Consider the following 21,267-nt stretch of genomic DNA (forward strand, 5'->3'; position numbering starts at 1 on the left):
CGAGGGTTGGGGCATGCCCGGCCGGCGATTCCCGCCACGAAACATAGGTATTTTGTCCTAATTCGACACGGCAAGCTCACTTTGAGCCCTAAATGCTCATTGAACCAATAGAGTTCGGGACGTGTCCGACAAACACCGTTTTCGCTGCGGCGGCAGGCTGATTTAACACCGCCTTAGGACCCTCCCGCTCAACAAGAACGCAAGGGAACCTCATCACACTGGGCCTTGCCGGGGCCCGGCCGCAAACGGGACGGCCAGCCGTGACTGCAAGCATCGACGTCATGTACCGGCTGCTCGTCCAGGGCGTGACCGATCACGCGATCTTCATGCTCGATCCGCATGGGATCGTCGTGAACTGGAACACGGGGGCGGAGCGGGCCAAGCAGTTCACCGGCGACGAGATGGTGGGTCGGCACTTCTCCTGCCTGTACAGGCCGGAGGACCGGGCGGCGGGGCTGCCGGAGGCCGGCCTGCGCCAGGCCCGCGAATCCGGCCGCTTCCAGACCGAAGGCTGGCGCATCCGCCGCGACGGCACCGCGTTCTGGGCGGACGTCGTCATCGACGCGATCCGCGACGAGGGTGGCGGCCTCGTCGGCTTCGCCAAGGTCACCCGCGACCGCAGCGACCGGCGGATGCAGGAGCTGCAGCTTCTGGAAGCCAAGGAGACCGCCGAGCGCCACCGCGACGCACTGGCCGCGACCTCGACCTTCCTCGACAGCGTGGTCGCAACCATGCCGTCGATCGTCGTGGTGCAGGACGCCGGCACCGGGCTGATCCGGCTCGCCAACCGGCAGGCGGAATTGCTGCTCTGCGGCTGCGCCGGCGAGCTGGTCGGCCGGCCGGCAGGCGCGGTCCTGCCGGACGCTCTCGCGGCGCTCCTGAGGACCGCTCTCGCGGCGGCCGGAATGCCGGCCGCGGCGGCCGGAACGCCAGCCGCGGCGGCCGGAACGCCGGCCGCCCTCACCTGCGAGGCGCCGGTCCCGACCGCCTGGGGCTCGCGCAGGCTCCGGATGCGCGCCCTGGCGATCGGCGGGCGAGGCGAGGCGCCGCTCCACGGCCTGCTCATCGCCGAGGACATCAGCGAGGAGCACGCCGCGAGCGTGCGGATCCACCACCTCGCCCATTACGACGGGCTGACCGGCCTTCCCAACCGCGCGCTCTTCCGGCAGCGGCTCGGCGCGGCCCTGGCCGCCACGCCCTCCGACGCCGCGGCGGGGACCTGCACGGCGGTGCTGCGCCTCGACCTCGACGACCTCAAGCGCATCAACGACACCCTCGGCCAGCCGGTCGGCGACCAGCTGCTCTGCGCGCTCGCCGGACGCCTCCGGGACGCTCTGCGCCCGGGCGACACCCTGGCGCGCCTCGGCGGCGGCGAGTTCGCGGCCGTCGCTCCCCACCTCGCGACGGAGGCGGAGGCGGAGGCCCTGGCCGACCGGCTGATCGAGGCGGCCGGCGCGCCGGTCGAGATCGAGGGCCACCGCATCGAGACCGGCCTCAGCATCGGCATCGCCCTCGCGCCGATCGACGCCGACAGCGCCGACGCGCTCCTGCGCTGCGGCGACCTCGCGCTCTCCGAGGGAAAGCGCGCGGGGCGGGGCCGGCCCCAGCGCTTCCACGGCACGTTCGCGGCCTCGGCCCGCTACCGACGGCTGATCGAGACCGACCTGCGCGGGGCGGTCGCCCGGCGCGAACTCGGCCTGCATTACCAGCCGATCGTGCGGGCGGAGGACGGGGAGACCATCGGCTACGAGGCGCTGCTGCGCTGGCAGCATCCGGTGCATGGCCCGATCCCGCCGCTCGACTTCATCCCGATCGCCGAGGAGACCGGGCTGATCCACGAGATCGGCGCCTTCGTGCTGCACGAGGCCTGCCGGGAGGCGAGCCGCTGGACGAGCGGCCGCCGCGTCGCCGTCAACCTGTCGCCGGTGCAGTTCCGCAGCCCGGCGCTCGCCGCCCGGGTGGCCTCGGCGCTCGCCGCCTCCGGCCTGCCCGCCGGCCGGCTCGAGCTGGAGATCACCGAGTCGGTTTTGCTCGACGCCTCGTCGAACAACCTCGCGCTCCTGGAGCAGATGAAGCAGCTCGGCGTCCGGATCGCCCTCGACGATTTCGGCACCGGCTATTCCAGCTTGAGCTACCTGTGCGCGTTCCGGTTCGACAAGATCAAGATCGACCGGTCCTTCGTGCGCGAGATCTGCGACAGCCGCGAGGCCCTGGCGGTGGTGCGGGCGATCGCCGGGCTCAGCCGCAGCCTCGGCATCGCCACCACGGCGGAGGGCGTCGAGACCCCCGAGCAGGCCGCCTGCCTGCGCCGCGAGGGCTGCACCCAGCTCCAGGGCTATCTCTACGGCCGGCCGATGCCCGCGAAGGCCCTGCCGGAGCGCCGGGCGGCGCAGGGGGCGGTCCTGTCGACCGGATCGTGAGCCCCCGCCCTTCGGCCGGCTGGCCCTCGGCCCGGCGGGCGGGCTATCAGTCGATCGAGGCCCGCCGGGCCCGGACCGGGAGAGAATGCGCCGATGATCGACGTGCGGGCGATGTGCGCCATCGGGCAGCGGGGCCAGCTCGGCCTCCACGGGCGGCTGCCCTGGGAGGGCAACACCGACCCGCTCTACGTCGAGGACGTGACGCGCTTCTTCGCCGTGACGCAGGGCCACGTGCTGATCGCCGGGCCGAAGACCATCGAGGCGGTGCCGGACTTCGCCTACCAGGACCGCACCATCGCCATCATCCGCTCGCACGAGGACCCGCGGGCGGTGCTGGCGCGCTACCCCGGCCGGCGCATCTATGTCGGGGGCGGCATTGCGGTCTGGAACGTCTACGCGCCCTTCATCCAGCAATGGGACATCACCCGCCTGCCCTATGACGGCGAGGCGGACCGCTGGTTCGATCCGGCCTGGCTGGTGGGGCGGGGGCGGGATTGAAAGCCCGGACCTCCCGCGGGATCCACCGTCCGGCCCCGAGCGTAATCACGGTACGAAGGCAGCCACGTCGCCGCGGGTGCGCAGATGCGCCTTCTCGCCCGCGAACCCGCGATAGAGCCGCTCGTGGCCCGTGAACGATGACGACGTGGTCCGGGTCCAATAGTCCTGCGCCCAGGCCAGCAGATCGTTCTGATCGGTCACGGTCATGCCGCGCCGCAGGCCTCGCGCGAGCAGGCCGGCCCGGCAGGCGTCCCACGGGATGTCGAGCCAGATAAGCCGGGTCGCCCGCACCAGGGCGACCTCGGCGAGCCAGCCGTAGACCCCCTCGACGATCTACGCATCGGTCGCCGCGATCTCGGCGACGCGGGCCCTGGCATCGGCCTCGTCGCGCTTGCGTCCGTCGGGCTGCCAGTGAACGCGATCGAGGTCGTAGATCGGCCGATGCAGGATCTGCCCCAGGCGCTCGGCCAGCGTGCTTTTGCCCGAACCGCTGTTGCCGACGATGACCCAACGGATGGAGCGAGGCGGAGACATCCCCTTACTCTCGCATTGCCACGGCCCGGTTTCCACACTGGGCGGTCCCCCGCGAGATGGAGCCGATCGGGTGTCGGCCCGAGTTCCCGCGCGGGCGACACTCAGCGCGCTCCGGCTCCGAGGCCGGCCGCGAACTCGCGGTAGGCGTGCAACGGGCGCCCGAGCATCGCGGTCAGGCGCTCGCGGTCGCCCGCCTCCGGGATCATCCCGTCGGTCTGGAAGCGCTCGCTCATCAGGCGCATGTCGAAGGCCATCCAGGGCGGCATGACGCTCCGCAGGTTCTGCTCGAACCCGGCCGTGTCGTCGCCCCCATAGGTGACCGGGCGGCCCAGCACCTCCGACCAGATGGCCGCGACGGCCGGCCCGGTCAGCGTCTCGGGCCCGACGAGGTTGAGGCGCGTGAGAGGTCCCGCGGTCCCTTCGCGCCGGATCAGCTCCAGGGCCGCGACCGCGCCGATGTCGCGCGCATCGACCATCGCCAGCCCCTTGTGTCCGAGCGGCATCGGGTAGACGCCGTGCTGGCGCACCACGTCGACGACGGTGCGGTCGTTGTCGATGAAGTAGGCCGGGCGCAGGATGGTCGCCTCGAACCCCATCGCCTCGATCATCCGCTCGACGCCGAACTTGCCGGCGAAGTGCGGCACGTTCACGTAGAGTTCGCTGTGGATCACCGACAGGTAGACCACCCGCCGGATTCCCGCCTCGCGGGCGAGGTTGAGGGCGACCAAGGCCTGCGTGAATTCGTCGGGCACCACCGCGTTGAGCAGGAACAAGGTGGAGACGCCCGAGAGCGCGCCGCGCATCGCGTCGATGTCGAGGAGGTCGCCCTTTGCGACCGCGACGCCCGCCGGAAGGTCCGCCTTGGCGGGATCACGGACGAGGGCGCGGATGTCGGCGCCGGCCTTCGCGAGGTGCTGGACCACGTGGCGGCCGATCGTGCCGGTGGCGCCGGTGACCAGGATCGTCATGGGATTGCTCCGGGTTCGTCGTTGAACACATCCACAAGATGAGCGATCCAGGATCGAGCCGATAGGCGTCCAATCTGGACGCACCGTCTCGTGAGTGGAACGGATGGACCTGCTCGCCCTCGCCGACTTCACCCTGGTTGCCCGCCATGGCGGGTTCGGGCGCGCCGCCCGCGCGACGGGCCGGCCGAAGGCGACCCTGTCGCGCCGGGTTGCGGAGCTGGAGGCCAGCCTGGCCTTGCGCCTGTTCGAGCGCGGCGCGCGGATGCTGACGCTGACCGAGGAGGGACGGGCGCTCCACGAGCGGGCCGGCGCGCTGCTGGCCGAGCTCGACGAGACCGCGGCGGCGATCGCCGCGGGCGGGGCCAGCGCCCGCGGCCGGCTGCGGATCAGCGCGCCGCTGCTCTTCTCGCAGATCGCCATGGGCAAGGTCGCGGCGGGCTTCGCGCTGAAATACCCGGAGGTGCGCCTCGCGGTGACGACGGAGGACCGGGCCGTCGACATGGTCGAGGAGGGCTACGACCTGGTGATCCGGGTCAACCCGGACCCGGACGAGGCCCTGGTCGGGCGGGTCTTCCTGCGCGACCGGATGGTGGTCGTGGCGGGCCCAGGCCTCGCCCGCCCGGCGGAGGGGGGATGCGTTCCGGCGGTGGTGCGGAATGTGGAGGACCGGGCGGTCTGGGCCCTGATGGACGGAGCGAGCCTCGCCGTCGCACCGGTGCTGGCCCTGTCCTCCCTCGTGATGATCCGCGATGCGGTCCGCACCGGCATCGGCGCCGCGCGCCTGCCGGTCTCCCTGGTCGCCCACGACCTTGCCGCCGGCCGGCTGGTCTCCTGGGGCGACGTGGCGGGGTCGCAGATCGCCCTGTGGGCACTCCACCCGTCCCAGCGGCTCCTCAGCGCCCGCGTCTCCGCCTTCCTGGAGCACCTGCGCGAGACGTTCCCGACCGGCGAGCCGGAGGAGCTGGCGGCCTACATGGCCGGGTGAGGCGAGGCCCTGACATCTCCTGGAACGAGAAGGAATCCGGCGCCGACCCGGACGCCGGCCCCTCCCCGGACATCCCCGCGGCCAGCGTTCCAGCCGGCAAAGCTCTCTCAAGCCTGCGAGATTCGATCTGCCGCTCGGTCATTGGCGGTCGCCAAGGACCGCCGAAAGCGGTAGGCTCGTCCGCAATCAGTCAAAACGGGGGTGTTTCGGCGATGAGCGAATCCACCGATCGGTTCAAGCGCGCGCCCAAGCGCAAGACCGCGCAGGCGCGTACCCTCACGGTGTCGCCGGAGGCCAAGGCGGCCTACGAGAAGCTGATCCGCGAGAAGGAAGAGCGCGAGGCCTACGCCCGCAACCTCCCCGCCGACCAGAAGCCGCGCTGAGCGCCGCCCGAGCCCTCCTCGCTCGCCCTTGCCGGCTCGCCCTTGCCTACTCGCCCTTGTCGAACGGGTTCTTCGAGGTCCGGAGCGACAGGCGGATCGGGACGCCCGGCAGGTCGAAGGCCTCGCGCAGGCTGTTGACGAGGTAGCGGGTGTAGGATTTCGGCAGCGCGTCGAGCTGGTTGCCGAACAGGGCGAAGTGCGGCGGGCGCGACTTCACCTGCGTGGCGTAGCGGATCTTGATCCGCCGGCCGGACACCGCCGGCGGCGGGTTGGCCTGCGTCGCCTCGCTCAGCCACTGGTTGATCTTGGCGGTCGAGACGCGGCGGTTCCACACCTCGGCGGTCGAGACCACGGCATGCATCAGCCGGTCGATGCCCTCGCCGGCGAGGCCCGAGAGCGGCACCACCGCGGCGCCGCGCACCTGCGGCAGCAGGCGGGTCGCCTTCTCCTTGAGCTCCTTCAGGAGTCCCGGCTGGTCGGCGACGAGGTCCCACTTGTTGAGGCCGATGACGAGGGCGCGGCCCTCCGACTCGACGAGGTCCACGATGGTCAGGTCCTGCTTCTCGAACGGGATCGTGGCATCGAGGAGCACCACCACGATCTCGGCGAAGCGCACCGCCCGCAACCCGTCCGAGACCGCGAGTTTTTCCAGCTTGTCGTCGATCCGGGCGCGGCGGCGCATGCCAGCGGTGTCGTGCAGCTTGATCCGCCGGCCGCGCCATTCCCAGTCGAGCGAGATCGAATCGCGGGTGATGCCGGCCTCGGGGCCGACGAGCAGCCGGTCCTCGCCGAGCATCCGGTTGATCAGGGTCGACTTGCCGGCATTGGGCCGGCCGACGATCGCGACCTTGAGGGGCTTGCCCTCTCCCCCCTCCTCGTCGTCCTCGTCGTCGGGCTCCGGCAGCACCGCTTCGAGGGCGTCGAGGAGGTCGCCCATGCCCTCGCCGTGCTCGGCGGAGAGCGGGACGGGATCGCCGAGGCCGAGCGCGAAGGCCTCGTAGGCCCCGGCCATGCCGGCTCCGCCCTCGGCCTTGTTGGCGAGCAGGATCACCGGCTTGTCGGCCCGGCGGACCAGCTCGGCGAAGGGCTGGTCGGCGGGCAGCAGGCCGGCGCGTGCGTCGATCACGAACAGGACCGCGTCGGCCTCGGCGATGGCGGCCTCGGTCTGGGCGCGCATGCGGCCGGCGAGCGAATCGGCCTCGGCCTCCTCCAGCCCGGCGGTGTCGAGGATGCGGAAGCGCAGGTGGCCGAGGCGCACCTCGCCCTCGCGCCGGTCGCGGGTCACGCCCGGCCGGTCGTCGACGAGCGCGAGCTTGCGGCCGACGAGGCGGTTGAACAGCGTCGACTTGCCGACGTTGGGACGCCCGACGATCGCGACGATGGGCATCGACATGGAGGTCTTCCTGAACATAGCAGCGGGCGGGCACGCCGCGAGGCACGCCGCCCTTTTCGAAGGTGATGATGCGGGACGAAGGGATCCCGCGCTACGGGGTTTCTAGCGCGTCGCCTCGGGAGCCGGAGCCTCGGAAGCCGGGGTTTCCTCGTGCGCGTCGTGATCGTGAGCGTCGGGCGCGGGCAGGGGCGTCCCGAGGAGGGAGGGCGGCGGCGGCGCGGCGGGGGCCGGAGGCGCCGCCTCGGTCACCTGCACCGGCCCGCCGGCCACCAGGGCGACATAGATCTCGAGCCGCTGGCGCAGGCCCGCGGGGGTCTCGCGGTCGGCGGCGACCTGGTCGAACCAGCGGCCCGCCCCCTCGAAGTCGCCCTTCTTGAGCGCCACGAGGCCCAGCGTCTCGCGGGCGGTGTGGCGGAAGGCGCTCGACGGGGCGGCGAGGCTCTGGAGGCTGTTGAGCGCGCCGGCATCGTCCTTGTCGACGAGGAGCAGGGCGCCGCGCAGGCGGGCGAGGTCGCGCAGGGACTGGCCGACGGCCGAATCGTCCGCGATCGCCCCGTAGGCCTTGGCCCCGGCGGCCGGATCGGCCTTACCGGCTTCCGCCGCGGCGCGCAGGCGGGCCAGCAGGCGGTAGCCGAACGGCGCATCGGCGGCGACACCCGCGAAGGCCTTCTCGGCATCCTCCGGCGTGCCGCCCTTGGCGCGGCGCAGGGCCTCCTCGAAGCGCAGGCTCGCCGCCTCGGCTTGCTGTCCCTGCGCGTGCTGCCAGTAGCGCCAGCCGCCGACACCCAGCACCACCAGCACCGCGAGACCGATGAGCACGCCGCTGTAGCGCGACCAGATCTGCGCCAGGCGGTCGCGCCGGTACTCCTCGTTGACCTCGCGGATGAACTCGTTCTCGCTCATGATCTCTGGGCTCGCCGCCACCAAGGACCTGGTGGGCTCTTCGCCGCGACCGTGCGACAGGGCCGGTCGCGTAGCACAGTCCCGGCGGGAAGTCAGGCCCGGTCAGGCACAGGCTTGGCCGTGTCTCAGGCCTGGCCCGGCCAGACCGCGACGCCGATGAGCCAGGGATGCAGCACTCGGGCGAACACGAACCAGGCCGCGACGCCGATCACCACGGCGAGCGCGTCGTTGCGCCAGCCGGCGGGCGCGGCGACCGGGCCGGCAAGGGGCCCGCCATGCGGCCTCACCTCGTCGCGGCGCTTGGCGCTGATCCGGGCCATCACCGCCCAGGCCAGGATCGCCCCGAACAGGACGATCGAGCCGAGATCGCCGTTGGCGAGGAGATGCGCGGTCGCCCAGATCTTCACGCCGAGCAGCATCGGGTGCTTGAGCCGCGCCTTGATCCGTCCCGGCAGGTAGGCGGCGACGAAGCTGACGAAGGCGAGGAGCACGAGCAGCAGGGCGAGGTGCCGGGTCCAGACCGGGGGTGACCAGACCTCGATCATGCCGTGCGCCCGGTACTGGCCGTAGCCGATCCCGGTCAGGACGAGGCCGAGCAGCGCGACCAGCGAGTAGCCGATCCTGTAGGGCCCCTCCCCCACCCGTTCGATGAGGGCGGCGCGGGGGCCGCGGGCCATCGTGAAGGCGTGGGTGCCGAGGAACAGCGCGAGGCCGACGATCAGGAGCAGCATCGGAAAAAAGTCCTCGGGAATGGCGGCCGATCCGGTGGATCGCCGAAAGCAAGCGTCAAGCAGTCTGGGGCAGGCTCGGAGTCCGAGTCCAGGGACGCCGCATGCTCCTCCGCCTCCTCCTCGCGTGTCTCTGCGTCGCGGCCGTGACGGTGCCGGCCGCGGCCGAGCCTCCCCTCTCGGCCCTGACCCTGGTCGGCCCCGCCCGCACGGTCTTCAAGGCCGGACGCGACGCCTGCGACGGCCACGACGTGCCGGACGCCCCCGCCCGGGCCCTGCGCGAGGCCGATGGCGGGATCGCGCTGTTCGGGATGCACTATCGCAACCGGGCCCTGCGCGGCCGCGACTTCGACAGCCTGAAGCTCGATTGCCGGATCGTGCTCGATTCCGCCTTCAAGCCGGAGCCGGAGGCCTTCGACGACCGCACCTGGATCACTGCCACCTGGACCGAGGATGGCACGCGGGTCGAGGCTTTGCTGCACGAGGAGTACCACGCCGACACCCACCAGCGCTGCCGCACCACCGGGACGCTGGCCTGCTGGTACAACGCCATCCTGGCCGCCCGTTCGACCGATGGCGGGCGCAGCTTCACCCGGGCGACGCCCCCGACGGTCGTCGCGGCGCCGCCCTTCCGCCAGGAGGTCGAGCAGGGGCGCCATCGCGGCTTCTTCAACCCGTCGAACATCTTTTCCGACGGCCGCTTCCGCTACTTCTACGCCTCGACCACCGGCTGGACCGGCCAGCCCTTCGGCGTCTGCCTGTTCCGCAGCGACGACGTCTCGGATCCCGCCCGCTGGCGCGCCTTCGACGGCAAGGCCTTCACCGCCCGCTTCCCCAACCCCTACCTGAAGGGCGCGAAACCCGTCGGTTCCTGCGCGCCGGTGGGCCCGTTTCCGGCCCCGGTCGGCTCGGTGAGCCGCCACCGCGGCACCGGCGCCTGGATCGCGGTGTTCCAGGCCAGCACCGGCGGCGTCTTTTCGCGCTCCGGGATCTACTGGAGCACGTCGCGGGACCTCCTGGCCTGGGACGCGCCCCGCCTGCTCATCGCCGGGCCGACGCTCTACGACGATCCCTGCACCTCCGGCGGCGAACTCGTCAGTTATCCGTCCCTCCTCGATCCCGCCGCGCCGGGCCGGAACTTCGACACCATCGGCGACACCGCGACGCTGTTCACCGTCACCCTCAAGACCAAGGGCTGCGAGGTCACCTCGGAGCGCGACCTCGTGCGGCGGCCGGTAGCGATCAAGGTCTGGCCGTGACGGCGCTGGCCCTCGGTCTCGCGTCGCGTCAATATGCCTTAGGGGAAGCGCGGGAGGAACGGTGATGCGGTGGCGGGCCCTGGCATGCGTGGCAGCGATCTCGACCGCGGGCGCCGGCCCCTCCCAGGCAATGAGCCTCTCGGAGAGCGGCGATCGGGTGACGCTCGTCGGCACGATCGTGCCGGGCGACGGCGAGGCCTTCGCCCGCTTCCTCGCCGGGCCGCACGCCCAGCCGCCGCGGGTCGTCTATCTCGACAGCGGCGGCGGCAAGGTGCTGGAGGGCATCGCCATCGGCCGGGCGATCCGCCGCGCCGGCCTCGTCACGGCGGTGGATGCTCACGCGGCGCGGTGCGACAGCGCCTGCACGCTGATCTTCGCCGGCGGCGTTCGGCGCCACTACATCCACGGCGAGGATGTCTACGAGGGGATGTCGGGCCGCTCCGGCCTCGGCTTCCACACGGCGCACCGCCCCGGCAACCGGGTCGAGGCCAACACGCTCAACGAGCACGGCTCCGACAACATGCGCCGGTTCTATGCCGAGATGGGCCAGCCCGGCGCCGCGACGCTGGTCGACAAGGCCGCCTTCAACACCCTCTACCGCCCCTCCGGCAGCACCGCGCTCGGCCTCGGCATCGCGACGAGCCTGCAGGCGCCGTGAGGGCCGGCGGACCGTGGATGGGAGCGATCGTCAGGATCGCGTCCCGGGAGCAGGACCGACATGGGTGAGGAGAAGCGCCACGCCGAGGCCCACCAGCACGGCGCCGATCCCGAAGCGCAGGGCTGCCTGATGCCGCAGCATCCTGGCCCGCACCGACTCCCGCGACAGGAACACCGACACCGTCGCGAACCAGGCGAAGTGGGACAGTGACAAGAACGCCCCCCAGGCGATCTGGACCGGCACCGAGGTCTCGGCGCCGATGAGCTGGCTGTACAGGCTCAGGACGAACAGGGAGGTCTTGGGGTTGAGGCCGTTCGTCAGGGCGCCGGTGGCGATGTCGCGGCCGAGCGACCGGCGGGAGACGGCAGAAGCGGCGGCGTCCGGGTCGAGCCGGGTCGCGGCCGTCGTGATCCCGACAGAGACGAGGTAGAGCGCGCCCACGACCTTGACGATCTCCAGCGCCCCCGGCGCGACACGCTGGATGACCGCCACCCCGGCCATCGCGTAGGCGACGTGGAACCAGCAGGCGAGTGCGATCCCGGCCGCGGCGGCGAGCCCGGCGCGGCGCCCGAACAGGCAGCTGTTGCGGCTGACGACCGCGAAATCCGCCCCGGGGCTCAGCACCGCGAGCCATGTGACCGATGCGATGAGCAGAGCCTGCTCCATGACGCCGTTCTCCGATAGACCTGCGCCTCGAGGGCGCGACCGCAAGGGACCACGGCAAGGGACCACGGCGGGGCGCGTGCGACCATCGAAACCATGTCCGCCGATGCGTGAGTATCGCTCACAGGATGCCCGAGACCCGCAACCGCCTGCCGCAGCTCGGATCTTTGCGCGCCTTCGAGGCCGCGGCGCGCCACGGAAGCCTGGTGGCGGCCGCCGCGGAGCTGCACGTGACCCACGGTGCCGTCAGCAAGCAGATCCGAAACCTGGAGGCGGAACTCGGGGAGCCGCTGTTCGAACGGCGCAACCGGGGCCTCTTCCTGACCGAGCGGGGCCGCTGGCTCGCCGAGCGGCTCTCAACGACCTTCGCGCAGCTCGAGGACGCCCTGGCGGATTTCGCGCGCCGCGAGGCCGACCCGCCGCTCGTCGTCTCCTGCGAGCCGACCCTGTGCCTCCGGCTGCTGATCCCGAGCCTGCCGGCCCTGCGCGCCGAGGCCGGCCTCGACATCCGCGTGCTGGCGGCGGGCGGGCGGATCGACCTTCGGCGCGACCGCGTCGACCTCGCGATCCGGCGGGACGACTTCCCGATTCCCAGCCACCTCGCGGTCCGCCCCCTCGCGGACGAGGCGATGGGGCCGGTCTGCGCACCCGCCCTCGCCGGGACGGCCGGCCTGCCGATCCTGCACACGCGCAGCCGGCCGGATGCGTGGCCGGCCTGGCGCCGGCGGGGCCTGCCGGCCTTCCTCGGCTCCCGCGACGTGCAGTTCGAGCACTTCGCCCTCATGCTCGAAGCCGCGATCGCCGGCCAGGGGATCGCCCTGGCCTCGCTCCACATGGTCGCTGACGATCTGAAGGCGGGCCGCCTGACGGCTTTGCATCCGTTCCAGCCGGACGGCAGCCGCTACGTCGCCCTGACCGACAAACCCATCTCGGCCGAGGGGCGCGAGCGGCGTTTCGCGGAGTGGATCGGCGGCCGGATGGCCCGGACGCTCGCCGACCCTCCCGGGGGCTTCATCCCCGCCAGGTGAGCAGGTAGGCCCCGAGCATCACCAGCCCGACCCCGAGCCAGTTCACCCCCGACAACCGCTCGCCGAGCAGCGTCGCGCCGAATACGGCGACCAGCACGATCGACAGCTTGTTGAGGGTCGCGACCTGCGCCGCCCCGCCGACCTTGAGGGCGCGGAAGTAGCACGCCCAGGAGCCGGCGGTGGCGAGGCCCGAGAGGCTGAGAAGCCCGAGGTTGCGCCCGGTGAGCGACCGCAGGCCCTGCCACTGGCCGGTGGCGAGGCAGAGCGCCCCGAGGGCCACGAGGATCACGACCGAGCGCATGAAGGCGGCGGCATCCGATTCCGCCCCGGCGCTGCCGGCCCGGGCCAGCACCGCCGTGAGCGCCGTGAACACCGCCGAGACCAGCGCCCAGACCTGCCACGCCATCCCGCACCCCTCCATCCTCTCCCCGAACGGCATCATGAATGATCGGCATGCGCGAATGCCGACAATGCGTTTCACTGGCGCACCGGCTTCGCTCAGCTTCCCCCGCGGCCGGCCCGGCAGGGCCGCACGGCAAGATCACACAGACAGGAGCCCGGCCGAGGCCGGCCCGTCTGCCCAACGGGGGGAAGCACCATGGACCAGACGCGGCGGCTGTTTCTGGGGAGTGCGGCGCTCGGTGCCAGCGTGATGGCCACGGGCGCGAAGGCGCTGGAGCACGACCACGGCAATCCGGGCGACGGCGGGTTCGGCCGTCAGGCGGTCTCGCTGCCGCCGGGCGCCAAGGTCGCCTACCACGATCCCCAGGATGTCGGGGCGATGCCCGATTTCCGTTTCTCCCTCGACGGCAACCGGCCGAAGGTGACCTCCGGCGGGTGGGCCAAGGAGGCGACGGTGCACCAGTTCCCCATCAGCAAGGGGATCGCGGGCGTGCACATGTTCCTCGAGCCCGGCGCCTCGCGCGAATTGCACTGGCACGCCATCGCGGCCGAATGGGCCTACGTCATCGACGGGCGCTGCCAGACCGTGGTGCTCGACCCGTCCGGCGCCAGCGAGATCAACAACTACGAGCCCGGCGACCTCTGGTATTTCCCGAAGGGCCACGGCCACTCGATCCAGACCATCGGCGACAAGCCGTGCCACTTCATCCTGTCGTTCGACAACGGCGCCTTCTCGGAGCACGGCACGTTCTCGATCACCGACTGGATCGACGTGACCCCGAAGGACATGCTGGCCCTCGATTTCGGCCTGCCGAAGGACGCCTTCGACGCCTTCCCGAAGGGCGAGGCCTATATCCAGGCCGGCCCGGTCGTGCCGGTGTCGGACGCCCTCGACGCACCCTGGCCGAAGGAATCGACCCACAAGTTCCGGCTGCTCAAGGATCCGCGGGCTGTGCGCGAGTTCGAGGGCGGCACCTTCCGCCTCGCCACGGTCGACGAGTGGCCGATCCAGAAGACGATGTCGGGCGGCGTGATGACGATCAAGCCCGGGCAGATGCGTAAGCTGCACTGGAACGTCAACGCCAACGAGTGGCATTATTACCTGAAGGGCAAGGGCCAGGTGGCCCTGTTCGGCTCGGGCGGGCGCGGCAAGGTGGCCGAGTTCAAGCCCGGCGACGTCGCCTACATCCCGATGGGCTTCGGCCACGCGATCAAGAACATCGGCGACGAGGACCTCGAGATCGTTCAGACCTGGGACAACGGCAAGTTCGAGGAGATCGACCTCGACACCTGGATCAAATCGAGCCCGCGCTACCTCCTGTCGAACAACTTCGCGGGGGTGCCGGGCGACACGATCACGAAGCTGAAGCAAGCGTGACCCCTTCCCCGCCGCGCCGGGCGATCACCCGTGAGGGGATCGCCCGGCGCGGCGAAGTCGCCCGGATCGTCACCGAGCTCGGCGGCAATCGCCTGGGCCTCCCGCTCCGCCTGCCCCCAGCCCGCCGCGTCGTCGGAGGCCGGCTCGAACAGGATGTGGGAGGCCTCGACCAGGTCCGGCATGCGGAAGCGATGGCGGTTCGCCTCGTAGTACCGCCGGCATTCCGCCTCGCCCGCTCGACGCGGGGCGGGAGCGAGAGCGGCGCCGCACCAGCGCCTCCTCGGCCACCTCCAGCCGCCCGGCCGCGTCGCGCTCGGGACCGGCCACGAGGCCCGCCGCCCGGGCGGCCTGGGAGCATCAGCTCGCGCACGACCAGGGCCTGCGCGGCCGCCCTCCAGGCGGCGGCGGCGGTGCTGGATCTCGCGGGCGATCTTCTCGGAGGCGATCTCCTCGGGGGCGATCTCCACGCCGTTGACCGCGACCCGGCCGCCGCTCGGCGGCGGGGCGGGCGGCGTCGCAGCCGACGCACAGCCGCAGCCGCTGCCGCAGGCTTTCGGCATTGCCGGGTCCGGGCGGCGGTCGATGATCAGCGTGGTGCTCATTGCGCGCTCTCGGCTTGAGCCCGTCCGATCGAGGCGGCTCCACTGACCGCGCCGGCGAAGGGGTCCTGGACGGCCTGCGCGGGCACGCGCCGCGAGCGCACGACCTGATAGCCGGGACGGAACAGGTACCAGACCGGCGCACTGAAGACGTGCACGAGCCGGGTGAAGGGGGTGATCAGGAAGATCGTGAGGCCGATGACGATGTGCAGCCGGTAGACGAGGGCCGTCTCCAGCAGGAGGTCGGAGGCGCCGGGCTGGAAGGTGACGACGCCGCGAGCCCACCCCATGAGGCGCACCATCTCGCGCCCGTCGAGCGACTGGAACGTCCAGTAGACGGTGCCGATGCCGACGATCAGCTGCAGCCACATCAGGCAGAGCACGAGGATATCGCCGACCGACGAGCTGCGCCGGATGCGGGGCTCGAACAGGCGGCGATGCAGCAGCAGCGAGCAGCCGATCAGCGCCGCGATGCCGGCGATGCCGCCGATCGTGTTCGCCATCAGCTGCTTGGCCGCGTGGCTGATGCCGAACCGCTCGAAGACCTCGACCGGGGTAAGCAGGCCGACGAAGTGGCCGACCAGGATAACCAGGATGCCGAGGTGGAACAGGTTCGATCCGACGAGCATCTGCTTGCGCCGCAGGAACTGCGAGGATTCGGAGCGCCAGGAATACTGCGGCCTTATGGAGCAGATGCACCAAGGGGTGCTGACGCCTCAGACTGTCGGCCCAGATCAGCGCGTCGGTCGCGGCCGCGGAGCCGACCATGAGGCCCGCGAAGATCCTGCGGCCGCCGTCGCAGTCGGACTGGACGCCGAGGAACAGCCCCGACACCGAGCCGGACAGGAACGGTGTGCCGACGAGGAGCCCGGACTGCGTCTCGGACAAGCTCGGCTCGTCGCTGATCCCGATGCCGAGGATGGAAAAAATCGTCCAGACCGCGAAGCTCGCCGTGAACGCGGCGGTGCTCGTCCAGAGAACCCGGTCGGCCTGTTCGGCCGTGCCACTCGGCGAGGTGACCAACGTTGCCATAGGCGGTTCTCCGGTCCGACGGATGTCGAAGGGACGCGTGACGCAAAGGGTTCGGACGATTCTCCGATAGTCTTTTTCTCATTCTTGATTGTATAATCGCGCGATAACGTGCCGGATGCGCGGCATTCGGTGACCATTCCACGGATATCACGGGGACATAAGCAGCAAATCCGATGAACAATAGGCCAACTTGCAGGATCGATAACCCATCATCCCCTGGCCTTACAGAATTTTGGCAGGCGGAAGCCTTCCTTGTGCAGAATCCTACAGGTCAAGCCTGCGGATCCGGTGGCGGCGTGACGGCCATTACGCCTCGTCGCCCTCCGTGGACGATCGCGCTTGCAAGGCCCCGCCGGCCAGGGCGGCGACGTCGAGACCGTCGAGGGAGGTGAGGACGAGGTCGACGCCGCCGCGATGCCCGCCGGCGCGTCCTCGACGACGACGCACTGCGCCTGCGGCACGCGGGCGGCCTCGGCCGCGTGCAGGAACAGGGCCGGGTCGGGCTTGCCGCGGGGCAGGTCGCGCCCGCTCACATCCGCGTCGAACAGCGACAGCAGCCTGCGCCCGTCGGGCAGGACCACGCGCGCCAGCATCGCGTCGGCATTTCTCGACGAGGAGGCGAGCACGCGCCGCAAGGCCGTCCGCTCCAGGGCGAGGGCGAGGCGGATCGCGTCCGGGAAGGCGGCGACATTCCCCGCCGCGATGAGCCGCTCGATCGCCGCCTGCTTCCTCTCGGCATAGGCGGCGGCCTGCGCCGCGGCGCCGCCGAGCCCCTCCAGCGCAGCCCGCGCGCCCTCCAGTCGTGGCCGGCCCGCGACATCGGCAGCGCGATCGTGCCCTCCATCCCGGACCGCCGCGCCAGCCCGAGCAGGAAGCTCGCGACGCGCTCCTTGGCCGACTTGCGCCCGAGCAGCAGCATGTGGTCCTGCGCCCGCTCCAGCGCGCGCAGCATCGCCGCCGCCACCTCGTGGGCGAGAGCGCCCGCCTCGCCCGTCAGAGCAGCGCGGTCGCTGCGGCGATGGGCGACCAGGGTCGTGTCGACGAGGGCGTCGGCGCCGGTGCGGCGCTCGGCGCCGGCCTCGAGGCCGAAGATGTCGCCCGGCAGGTGGAAGCCGTCGATCTGCCGGCGGCCGTCGCTCAGGAGGCGGTAGGTCCGCACCGCCCCGGACACGACCTTGTAGAAGTGCACGACGCGGTCGCCCTCGGCGTAGATCTCCTCCTCGGCCTCGAAGCGGCGGCGCGCGCCCGCGGCTGCGCCGTCCTGCGCGCCGTCCTGCCTGAGCCGGGCGGCCGGAGCGGGACCGGCATTGAGCGCGGGGCCGAGGCCGGCGGTGGCGAGAGCGAGCGGCATGGGAGAGGCCCCGTCGGATGGCGTGTGACGAGGCCATGGCTACGGCGCCGGAGGCGAACGGGACATTCCGGACCAGCGCTTAAGGGGAATCCCTTAGGTGAGCGGCCGAGGCGGCGAGCGCATCGTGGATGCCGGCGAGCAGCGATCCGTCCTGGAAGGGCTTCTCCACCACCTGCCGGAACCCGGCCCGGGTCGCGCGCTGCCGCAGGTCCTCCGTGAGCCGGCCGGTGACCAGGATGGCGGGCAGGCCGATCCGGCGCGCGCGCAAGATGTCGACCAGCGCGAGCCCGTCCATGCCCGGCATGCGGTAATCGACGATCAGGCACCCGGTCCGGGGCAGCCCGGCCGCCTCGCCGGGCAGACCCGCCTCTCCGAGGAGCTGCGCGGCATCCTCGTAGAGGCGCACATCGTATCCTTCGAGCTCAAGGGAGAACTTGAGCGAGCGGCGGACCGCCTCGTCGTCGTCGACGACGAGGACGGGTCCCGTGGGGGCTGGCATGATCGACCCGGATGCTGACGTGATGGACGGTAGCCGGCCGGTTCGGACGGGTCGTTGATCTGTCTCAAGCGGGTCGGGGACGGGCGCGCGAGGTGCCCTCTCCGTGGACAGTCTCCTGCGTCATCCGAGAGCAGGCGCCTGAACGGCCTCGCTCCGGGATTGCCCCCCAACAGCCGGGATGTCGCGCAGCGAAACCACCCCCACCACGTGGTCGCCGCGCAGGACCGGCAGGTGCCGGAACCCTCCGGCGATCATCAGCCGGTGCGCGTCCGCGAGGCTCGCCTCGGCGGCGATCGTCTGGGGATCGCGGGTCATCACCTCGCGCACCAGCGTCACCAGGGGATCGCGATGGCCCGCGACGACGCGGACGGCGATGTCCCGCTCGGTGATGATGCCGACGAGGCGACGCGCCTCCATCACCACGAGGGCGCCGACGCCGTAGTCGCGCAGGCGATGGCAGACGCTCGCGATGGTGAAGCTCCCGCTCACGCCGCGCACGGGGCGGTCGGCGAGGAATTCGACGAGGGTCCGGTCGGGCATGGGGCAGGCTCCGAAGGAGTTCGAGGGGGCGTGAGGGACGTCACTCGTCCGACAGGGCCCGCAGCTCGGCCCCCTCGATGTCGTCGTACTGGCCGGATCGCAGCGCCCACAGGAAGGCGCAGAGGCCGAGCCCGCCGAGGCCGAGCGCGATCGGGATGACGAGGAGAAGCACGCTCATCGGACGGGTCCTCAGGTGGCGGGGACGGTGAGAGTGGGGACGGTCGGCGGCGTCCCGGCCGCGTCGGTCTCCGGCTGCCACCCGAGGGACGGCACGGACAGGCTCCGCGCCCGCAGGGCGTTGAGCGTGACGACGACCGAGGAGCCCGACATGGCCAGGGCCGCGATCAGCGGCGTGAGCAACCCCGCGGCGGCGAGCGGCACCGCCACCAGGTTGTAGGCGGCGGCGAGCCACAGGTTCTGCAGCATCAGGGTCCGGGCCCGCTGGCCGACCGCGAGGACGGACAGGACCGGGGCGAGGCTGCGGCCGAGGAACAGGGCATCGGCCGCAGCCTGGCTCACATGCGCGGCGGTCACCGGCGAGAGCGAGGCGTGGGCGGCAGCGAGGGCCGGGGCGTCGTTGAGGCCGTCGCCGACCATCAGCACGCGCCGGCCGCACTGCTTGAGCCCGTCGATGCGGGCGATCTTGTCCTGCGGGGTCAGGCCGGCCTCCCACTCGTCGATGCCGAGACGCGCGGCGACCGCGGCGACCGCCGACGGCCGGTCGCCCGACAGGATGACGACCCGGCGGCCCTCCGCCCGCAGTGCCGCCACGACCTCGGCCGCATCGGGGCGCAGGGCTTGGGCGACCGGATAGGCGACCGGGATCCCCTCCCCGGCCCGGAAGCAGATGACCGACGCTTCCGGATCGGCGGCGAGGGCCGCGGCGGCTTGGCTCTCCGCTCCGCAGAAGGTCGGGGAGCCGAGGCGCAGCTCGATCCCGTCGACGACGGCCCGCACGCCGAGCCCGGCGGCCTCCTGCGCGCCCGGCCAGGGCTCGGCGGCGGGGACGGCCCTGGCAAGCGCCGCCGCCATCGGGTGGCGGCTCGACAGGGCGAGGCGCGCGGCCTGCGCCAGCAGAGCCGGATCCCCGGGCGCGGCCAGGACCGGCTCCGGCAGGGTCAGCGTGCCGGTCTTGTCGAACACCACCGTGTCGACCTCGGCCAGGCGCTCCAGGGCGGTGCTGTCGGCGAGCAGCACGCCGTCGCGAAACAGGGCCCCGGCCGCCACCACCTGGACGGCGGGGATCGCGAGGCCCAGCGCGCAGGGGCAGGTGACGATCAGCACCGCGACCGCGGTCATCAGGGCGGCATGCGGGCCGGCCCCCGCCAGGAGCCAGCCGGCGAAGGCCAGGGCGGCGGCAGCGTGGACCAGGGGCACGTAGAGGCGGGTGGCCCGGTCGGCGAGGACCAGCGCGCGGGAGCGCGCCTCGAGGGCGCGGCGCATCAGGCCTTCGACCTCGTCGAGGAGCGTCGCCCCGGCGAGAGCCGTGACCGCGACGACGAGGGCCCCGTCGCCGTTGAGGGCGCCGGCATGGACCGTGGCGCCCTCCGCCACCGGGACCGCGGCGGTCTCGCCGGTGACGAGGCTGCGGTCGAGGTCCGAGCGCCCGCGCTCGACGGTCCCGTCCACCGGCACCCGCTCGCCAGGCCGCACCAGCACGCGGGCGCCGGGGGCGAGGTCCGAGAGCGGCACGTCCCGCACCGACCCGTCCGGCTCGATCCGCGCGGCTTTCTCGCTGCGCAGGGCCGCCAGGTTCTCGGCCAGCGCCCGGGTGCGCCGCCGCATCGCCTGGTCGAGCACCCGCCCGATCAGCAGGAAGAACAGCAGCATGATCGCGCCGTCGAAATAGGCGTGGGTGGCCCCGAACGCCGTCTCGACCACCGACATCACGAGCGTCAGCACCACCCCGAGGGTGATGGGGAAGTCCATCGTGATCCGCCCGGCCCGTAAGGACCGCAGGGCGCCCTCGTAGAACGGCCGGCCCGCATAGGCCGCCGCCGGCAGGGCGATCAGGGCCTGGATCCAGTGGAAGAGGTCGCGGTTCTCCGGCGTCATGTCGGAGACGTTGCCGGCCCAGACCGAGATGGCGAGCAGCATCACGTTCATCGAGGCGAAGCCCGCCACCGCCATGGCACGGATCAGCCGCTCGGTCTCCGCCGCCTCGGCATCGGCCGGCCGGCGCGGATCAAAGGGATGGGCCGCGTAGCCGAGACCGTCGAGCCGCGCGAGGATCGCGCCGATGTCCGGCTCGGCCTCGGGCGCCCATTCGACCGCGAGGCGCCGGTCGGAGAGGTTGAGGCGCGCGCTCGCGACGCCCGGCACGTCGCGGAGCCCGCGCTCGATCGCGCTCATGCAGGCGGCGCAGCGCACGCCCTCGACCGCGAACTCCGCCCGCGCCGCGCCCGCCTTGTCACGGGAGACGAAGGCCTCGTAGTTGCGGCCGAGGGACGGTCTCGTATTCGCCTCGCTCCAGGCGGCATGGGCCTCGACATAGGCGAGGGCGGCGTCGGTGCAGCACATCGGATCGCCTCCCGGACCTCAATCGATGGTCAGGCGGCGTTCGCGCCGCAGCTCGACCCCGTCGGCGCCCAGCACCTCGACGACGAGCCGCCACTGGCCGCCCGGCAGCGCCTCGACCCGGCCCGCATAGTGGCCGGGCGCCGTCTCGGCGAGGGCGAGGCCCCGGTCGGCGCGGGCATCGGTGGGGCGCTCCAGCCGGGCGCGCAGATCCTTGCCCGCCAGCGGCACGGCCCCCCGACCCTGGAGCGAGACGCCGACCGTCGCGCCCGCGCCCACCCGCGCGACGGCGCTCTCCAGGTGCCAGCCCCGGGCCTCCTGCGCGCGGGCCCGGGCGAGTTCCGCGTTGTAGACCTGGCCCGCATGGTAGGGCGAGGCCACTTCCAGGCCCGACCAGGTGCGCAGGGCGGACGCGACGAGGACGGCGTCGGCACTCGCGATGGTGCCGAAGAAGCCGACAAAGATGAGGAGCACGCGCCGTCCGGTCAGGCGGAAGGACGCGGCGGAAAGGGTCGAATCGGCCTGCATC

The 21,267-nt window shown here is 72.1% G+C and carries 24 protein-coding genes and 2 pseudogenes; 9 read left to right on the plus strand and 17 right to left on the minus strand.

Annotation, left to right across the window (positions count from 1 at the left end; genetic code table 11):
- The first annotated feature begins 260 nt into the window (after positions 1-260).
- Both DA075_RS29480 and DA075_RS29485 read left to right on the plus strand, forming a co-directional pair.
- Positions 261-2,420 (plus strand): sensor domain-containing protein, encoded by a 2,160-nt coding sequence (locus DA075_RS29480; protein ID WP_099956211.1) that lies wholly within the window; start codon positions 261-263, stop codon positions 2,418-2,420.
- A 93-nt stretch (positions 2,421-2,513) separates the two neighbouring features.
- Complete coding sequence (locus DA075_RS29485; RefSeq protein WP_060846860.1) at positions 2,514-2,918, plus strand: dihydrofolate reductase family protein; 405 nt, start codon at positions 2,514-2,516, stop codon at positions 2,916-2,918.
- 45 nt (positions 2,919-2,963) lie between these two features.
- Here DA075_RS29485 and DA075_RS29490 read toward each other — a convergent pair whose 3' ends face one another.
- The 3 genes from DA075_RS29490 to DA075_RS29500 form a co-directional block, all read right to left on the minus strand.
- On the minus strand, positions 2,964-3,209 hold the full coding sequence (locus tag DA075_RS29490) for a hypothetical protein (protein ID WP_099956212.1): 246 nt from the start codon (positions 3,207-3,209) through the stop codon (positions 2,964-2,966).
- 42 nt (positions 3,210-3,251) lie between these two features.
- Positions 3,252-3,452 carry a P-loop NTPase family protein gene (locus tag DA075_RS29495; protein ID WP_099956213.1) on the minus strand — a complete coding sequence of 67 codons (201 nt, stop codon included), beginning with the start codon at positions 3,450-3,452 and terminating at the stop codon, positions 3,252-3,254.
- A 101-nt stretch (positions 3,453-3,553) separates the two neighbouring features.
- Positions 3,554-4,420, minus strand: a complete 867-nt coding sequence (locus tag DA075_RS29500) for an NmrA/HSCARG family protein (RefSeq protein WP_099956214.1) — start codon at positions 4,418-4,420, stop codon at positions 3,554-3,556.
- 103 nt (positions 4,421-4,523) lie between these two features.
- Here DA075_RS29500 and DA075_RS29505 point away from each other — a divergent pair, with 103 nt between their 5' ends.
- A complete protein-coding gene (locus DA075_RS29505) occupies positions 4,524-5,405 on the plus strand; it encodes a LysR family transcriptional regulator (RefSeq protein ID WP_099956215.1) in 882 nt (293 codons plus the stop codon).
- Positions 5,406-5,617: 212 nt separating this feature from the next.
- A complete protein-coding gene (locus tag DA075_RS36845; protein ID WP_164712517.1) occupies positions 5,618-5,788 on the plus strand; it encodes a hypothetical protein in 171 nt (56 codons plus the stop codon).
- A 46-nt stretch (positions 5,789-5,834) separates the two neighbouring features.
- On the opposite strand, the gene der is transcribed toward DA075_RS36845, so the two are convergent.
- From der to DA075_RS29520, 3 genes are all read right to left on the minus strand, one after another.
- A complete protein-coding gene (gene der / locus DA075_RS29510) occupies positions 5,835-7,181 on the minus strand; it encodes a ribosome biogenesis GTPase Der (RefSeq protein ID WP_099956216.1) in 1,347 nt (448 codons plus the stop codon).
- A 102-nt stretch (positions 7,182-7,283) separates the two neighbouring features.
- On the minus strand, positions 7,284-8,087 hold the full coding sequence (locus DA075_RS29515) for a tetratricopeptide repeat protein (protein ID WP_164712560.1): 804 nt from the start codon (positions 8,085-8,087) through the stop codon (positions 7,284-7,286).
- Positions 8,088-8,209: 122 nt separating this feature from the next.
- The gene (locus tag DA075_RS29520) at positions 8,210-8,815 is read right to left on the minus strand and encodes an NnrU family protein (protein ID WP_099956218.1); all 606 of its coding nucleotides are present in this window, start codon (positions 8,813-8,815) and stop codon (positions 8,210-8,212) included.
- 101 nt (positions 8,816-8,916) lie between these two features.
- On the opposite strand from DA075_RS29520, the gene DA075_RS29525 reads away from it, so the two are divergent.
- Together DA075_RS29525 and DA075_RS29530 are read left to right on the plus strand one after the other, a co-directional pair.
- Positions 8,917-10,071 carry a hypothetical protein gene (locus DA075_RS29525; protein ID WP_099956219.1) on the plus strand — a complete coding sequence of 385 codons (1,155 nt, stop codon included), beginning with the start codon at positions 8,917-8,919 and terminating at the stop codon, positions 10,069-10,071.
- Between the two features lie 64 nt (positions 10,072-10,135).
- Positions 10,136-10,729, plus strand: coding sequence for a COG3904 family protein (locus DA075_RS29530; protein WP_099956220.1), 594 nt, complete (start codon positions 10,136-10,138; stop codon positions 10,727-10,729).
- 30 nt (positions 10,730-10,759) lie between these two features.
- Here DA075_RS29530 and DA075_RS29535 read toward each other — a convergent pair whose 3' ends face one another.
- Positions 10,760-11,395 (minus strand): LysE family translocator, encoded by a 636-nt coding sequence (locus DA075_RS29535; protein ID WP_099956221.1) that lies wholly within the window; start codon positions 11,393-11,395, stop codon positions 10,760-10,762.
- 125 nt (positions 11,396-11,520) lie between these two features.
- On the opposite strand from DA075_RS29535, the gene DA075_RS29540 reads away from it, so the two are divergent.
- Positions 11,521-12,420 (plus strand): LysR family transcriptional regulator, encoded by a 900-nt coding sequence (locus DA075_RS29540; RefSeq protein WP_099956222.1) that lies wholly within the window; start codon positions 11,521-11,523, stop codon positions 12,418-12,420.
- On the opposite strand, the gene DA075_RS29545 is transcribed toward DA075_RS29540, so the two are convergent.
- Complete coding sequence (locus DA075_RS29545) at positions 12,404-12,826, minus strand: EamA family transporter (protein ID WP_232387044.1); 423 nt, start codon at positions 12,824-12,826, stop codon at positions 12,404-12,406. The two genes, DA075_RS29540 and DA075_RS29545, sit on opposite strands and share 17 nt — an antisense overlap.
- Before the next feature lie 192 nt (positions 12,827-13,018).
- Here DA075_RS29545 and DA075_RS29550 point away from each other — a divergent pair, with 192 nt between their 5' ends.
- Positions 13,019-14,200, plus strand: coding sequence for a cupin domain-containing protein (locus tag DA075_RS29550; protein WP_099956224.1), 1,182 nt, complete (start codon positions 13,019-13,021; stop codon positions 14,198-14,200).
- Here DA075_RS29550 and DA075_RS29555 read toward each other — a convergent pair.
- Positions 14,134-14,802 carry a peptidylprolyl isomerase gene (locus tag DA075_RS29555; protein ID WP_099956225.1) on the minus strand — a complete coding sequence of 223 codons (669 nt, stop codon included), beginning with the start codon at positions 14,800-14,802 and terminating at the stop codon, positions 14,134-14,136. The genes DA075_RS29550 and DA075_RS29555 overlap by 67 nt on opposite strands.
- The gene (narI, locus tag DA075_RS29560; RefSeq protein WP_099956226.1) at positions 14,799-15,494 is read right to left on the minus strand and encodes a respiratory nitrate reductase subunit gamma; all 696 of its coding nucleotides are present in this window, start codon (positions 15,492-15,494) and stop codon (positions 14,799-14,801) included. The genes DA075_RS29555 and narI overlap by 4 nt, the downstream gene beginning before the upstream one ends.
- Positions 15,495-15,565: 71 nt before the next feature.
- Between narI and DA075_RS29565 the strand changes: the two genes are divergently transcribed.
- A complete protein-coding gene (locus DA075_RS29565; RefSeq protein ID WP_099956227.1) occupies positions 15,566-15,901 on the plus strand; it encodes a hypothetical protein in 336 nt (111 codons plus the stop codon).
- 236 nt (positions 15,902-16,137) lie between these two features.
- On the opposite strand, the pseudogene DA075_RS37820 reads toward DA075_RS29565, so the two are convergent.
- The 7 genes and pseudogenes from DA075_RS37820 to DA075_RS29595 form a co-directional block, all read right to left on the minus strand.
- Positions 16,138-16,655 (minus strand): annotated as a pseudogene (locus DA075_RS37820) (HAD family hydrolase); the annotation flags it as partial.
- A gap of 194 nt (positions 16,656-16,849) precedes the next feature.
- Positions 16,850-17,182 (minus strand): annotated as a pseudogene (locus DA075_RS37825) (cyclic nucleotide-binding domain-containing protein); the annotation flags it as partial.
- 79 nt (positions 17,183-17,261) lie between these two features.
- Positions 17,262-17,681 (minus strand): response regulator transcription factor, encoded by a 420-nt coding sequence (locus DA075_RS29575; RefSeq protein ID WP_099956228.1) that lies wholly within the window; start codon positions 17,679-17,681, stop codon positions 17,262-17,264.
- 120 nt (positions 17,682-17,801) lie between these two features.
- On the minus strand, positions 17,802-18,221 hold the full coding sequence (locus DA075_RS29580; RefSeq protein WP_099956229.1) for a CBS domain-containing protein: 420 nt from the start codon (positions 18,219-18,221) through the stop codon (positions 17,802-17,804).
- Positions 18,222-18,261: 40 nt separating this feature from the next.
- Positions 18,262-18,399 carry a cbb3-type cytochrome oxidase assembly protein CcoS gene (gene ccoS, locus DA075_RS29585; protein WP_099956230.1) on the minus strand — a complete coding sequence of 46 codons (138 nt, stop codon included), beginning with the start codon at positions 18,397-18,399 and terminating at the stop codon, positions 18,262-18,264.
- Positions 18,400-18,410: 11 nt separating this feature from the next.
- A complete protein-coding gene (locus tag DA075_RS29590) occupies positions 18,411-20,741 on the minus strand; it encodes a heavy metal translocating P-type ATPase (protein WP_099956231.1) in 2,331 nt (776 codons plus the stop codon).
- A gap of 18 nt (positions 20,742-20,759) precedes the next feature.
- On the minus strand, positions 20,760-21,266 hold the full coding sequence (locus tag DA075_RS29595; protein WP_099956232.1) for a FixH family protein: 507 nt from the start codon (positions 21,264-21,266) through the stop codon (positions 20,760-20,762).
- Position 21,267 lies beyond the last annotated feature (1 nt).

The sequence above is a fragment of the Methylobacterium currus genome (assembly GCF_003058325.1).
Lineage (GTDB): Bacteria > Pseudomonadota > Alphaproteobacteria > Rhizobiales > Beijerinckiaceae > Methylobacterium > Methylobacterium currus.

Coding starts and splice junctions, on each gene's coding strand:
- DA075_RS29590 (WP_099956231.1), bottom strand. CDS start 20,741: ATGTGCTGCACCGACGCCGCCCTCGCCTATGTCGAGGCCCATGCCGCC.
- DA075_RS29500 (WP_099956214.1), bottom strand. CDS start 4,420: ATGACGATCCTGGTCACCGGCGCCACCGGCACGATCGGCCGCCACGTG.
- ccoS (WP_099956230.1), bottom strand. CDS start 18,399: ATGAGCGTGCTTCTCCTCGTCATCCCGATCGCGCTCGGCCTCGGCGGG.
- DA075_RS29545 (WP_232387044.1), bottom strand. CDS start 12,826: ATGGCGTGGCAGGTCTGGGCGCTGGTCTCGGCGGTGTTCACGGCGCTC.
- DA075_RS29485 (WP_060846860.1), top strand. CDS start 2,514: ATGATCGACGTGCGGGCGATGTGCGCCATCGGGCAGCGGGGCCAGCTC.
- DA075_RS29550 (WP_099956224.1), top strand. CDS start 13,019: ATGGACCAGACGCGGCGGCTGTTTCTGGGGAGTGCGGCGCTCGGTGCC.
- DA075_RS29535 (WP_099956221.1), bottom strand. CDS start 11,395: ATGGAGCAGGCTCTGCTCATCGCATCGGTCACATGGCTCGCGGTGCTG.
- DA075_RS29565 (WP_099956227.1), top strand. CDS start 15,566: ATGAGGCCCGCGAAGATCCTGCGGCCGCCGTCGCAGTCGGACTGGACG.
- der (WP_099956216.1), bottom strand. CDS start 7,181: ATGTCGATGCCCATCGTCGCGATCGTCGGGCGTCCCAACGTCGGCAAG.
- DA075_RS29520 (WP_099956218.1), bottom strand. CDS start 8,815: ATGCTGCTCCTGATCGTCGGCCTCGCGCTGTTCCTCGGCACCCACGCC.
- DA075_RS29525 (WP_099956219.1), top strand. CDS start 8,917: ATGCTCCTCCGCCTCCTCCTCGCGTGTCTCTGCGTCGCGGCCGTGACG.
- DA075_RS29495 (WP_099956213.1), bottom strand. CDS start 3,452: ATGTCTCCGCCTCGCTCCATCCGTTGGGTCATCGTCGGCAACAGCGGT.
- DA075_RS36845 (WP_164712517.1), top strand. CDS start 5,618: ATGAGCGAATCCACCGATCGGTTCAAGCGCGCGCCCAAGCGCAAGACC.
- DA075_RS29580 (WP_099956229.1), bottom strand. CDS start 18,221: ATGCCCGACCGGACCCTCGTCGAATTCCTCGCCGACCGCCCCGTGCGC.
- DA075_RS29595 (WP_099956232.1), bottom strand. CDS start 21,266: ATGCAGGCCGATTCGACCCTTTCCGCCGCGTCCTTCCGCCTGACCGGA.
- DA075_RS29540 (WP_099956222.1), top strand. CDS start 11,521: ATGCCCGAGACCCGCAACCGCCTGCCGCAGCTCGGATCTTTGCGCGCC.
- DA075_RS29530 (WP_099956220.1), top strand. CDS start 10,136: ATGCGGTGGCGGGCCCTGGCATGCGTGGCAGCGATCTCGACCGCGGGC.
- DA075_RS29555 (WP_099956225.1), bottom strand. CDS start 14,802: ATGAGCACCACGCTGATCATCGACCGCCGCCCGGACCCGGCAATGCCG.
- DA075_RS29575 (WP_099956228.1), bottom strand. CDS start 17,681: ATGCCAGCCCCCACGGGACCCGTCCTCGTCGTCGACGACGACGAGGCG.
- DA075_RS29505 (WP_099956215.1), top strand. CDS start 4,524: ATGGACCTGCTCGCCCTCGCCGACTTCACCCTGGTTGCCCGCCATGGC.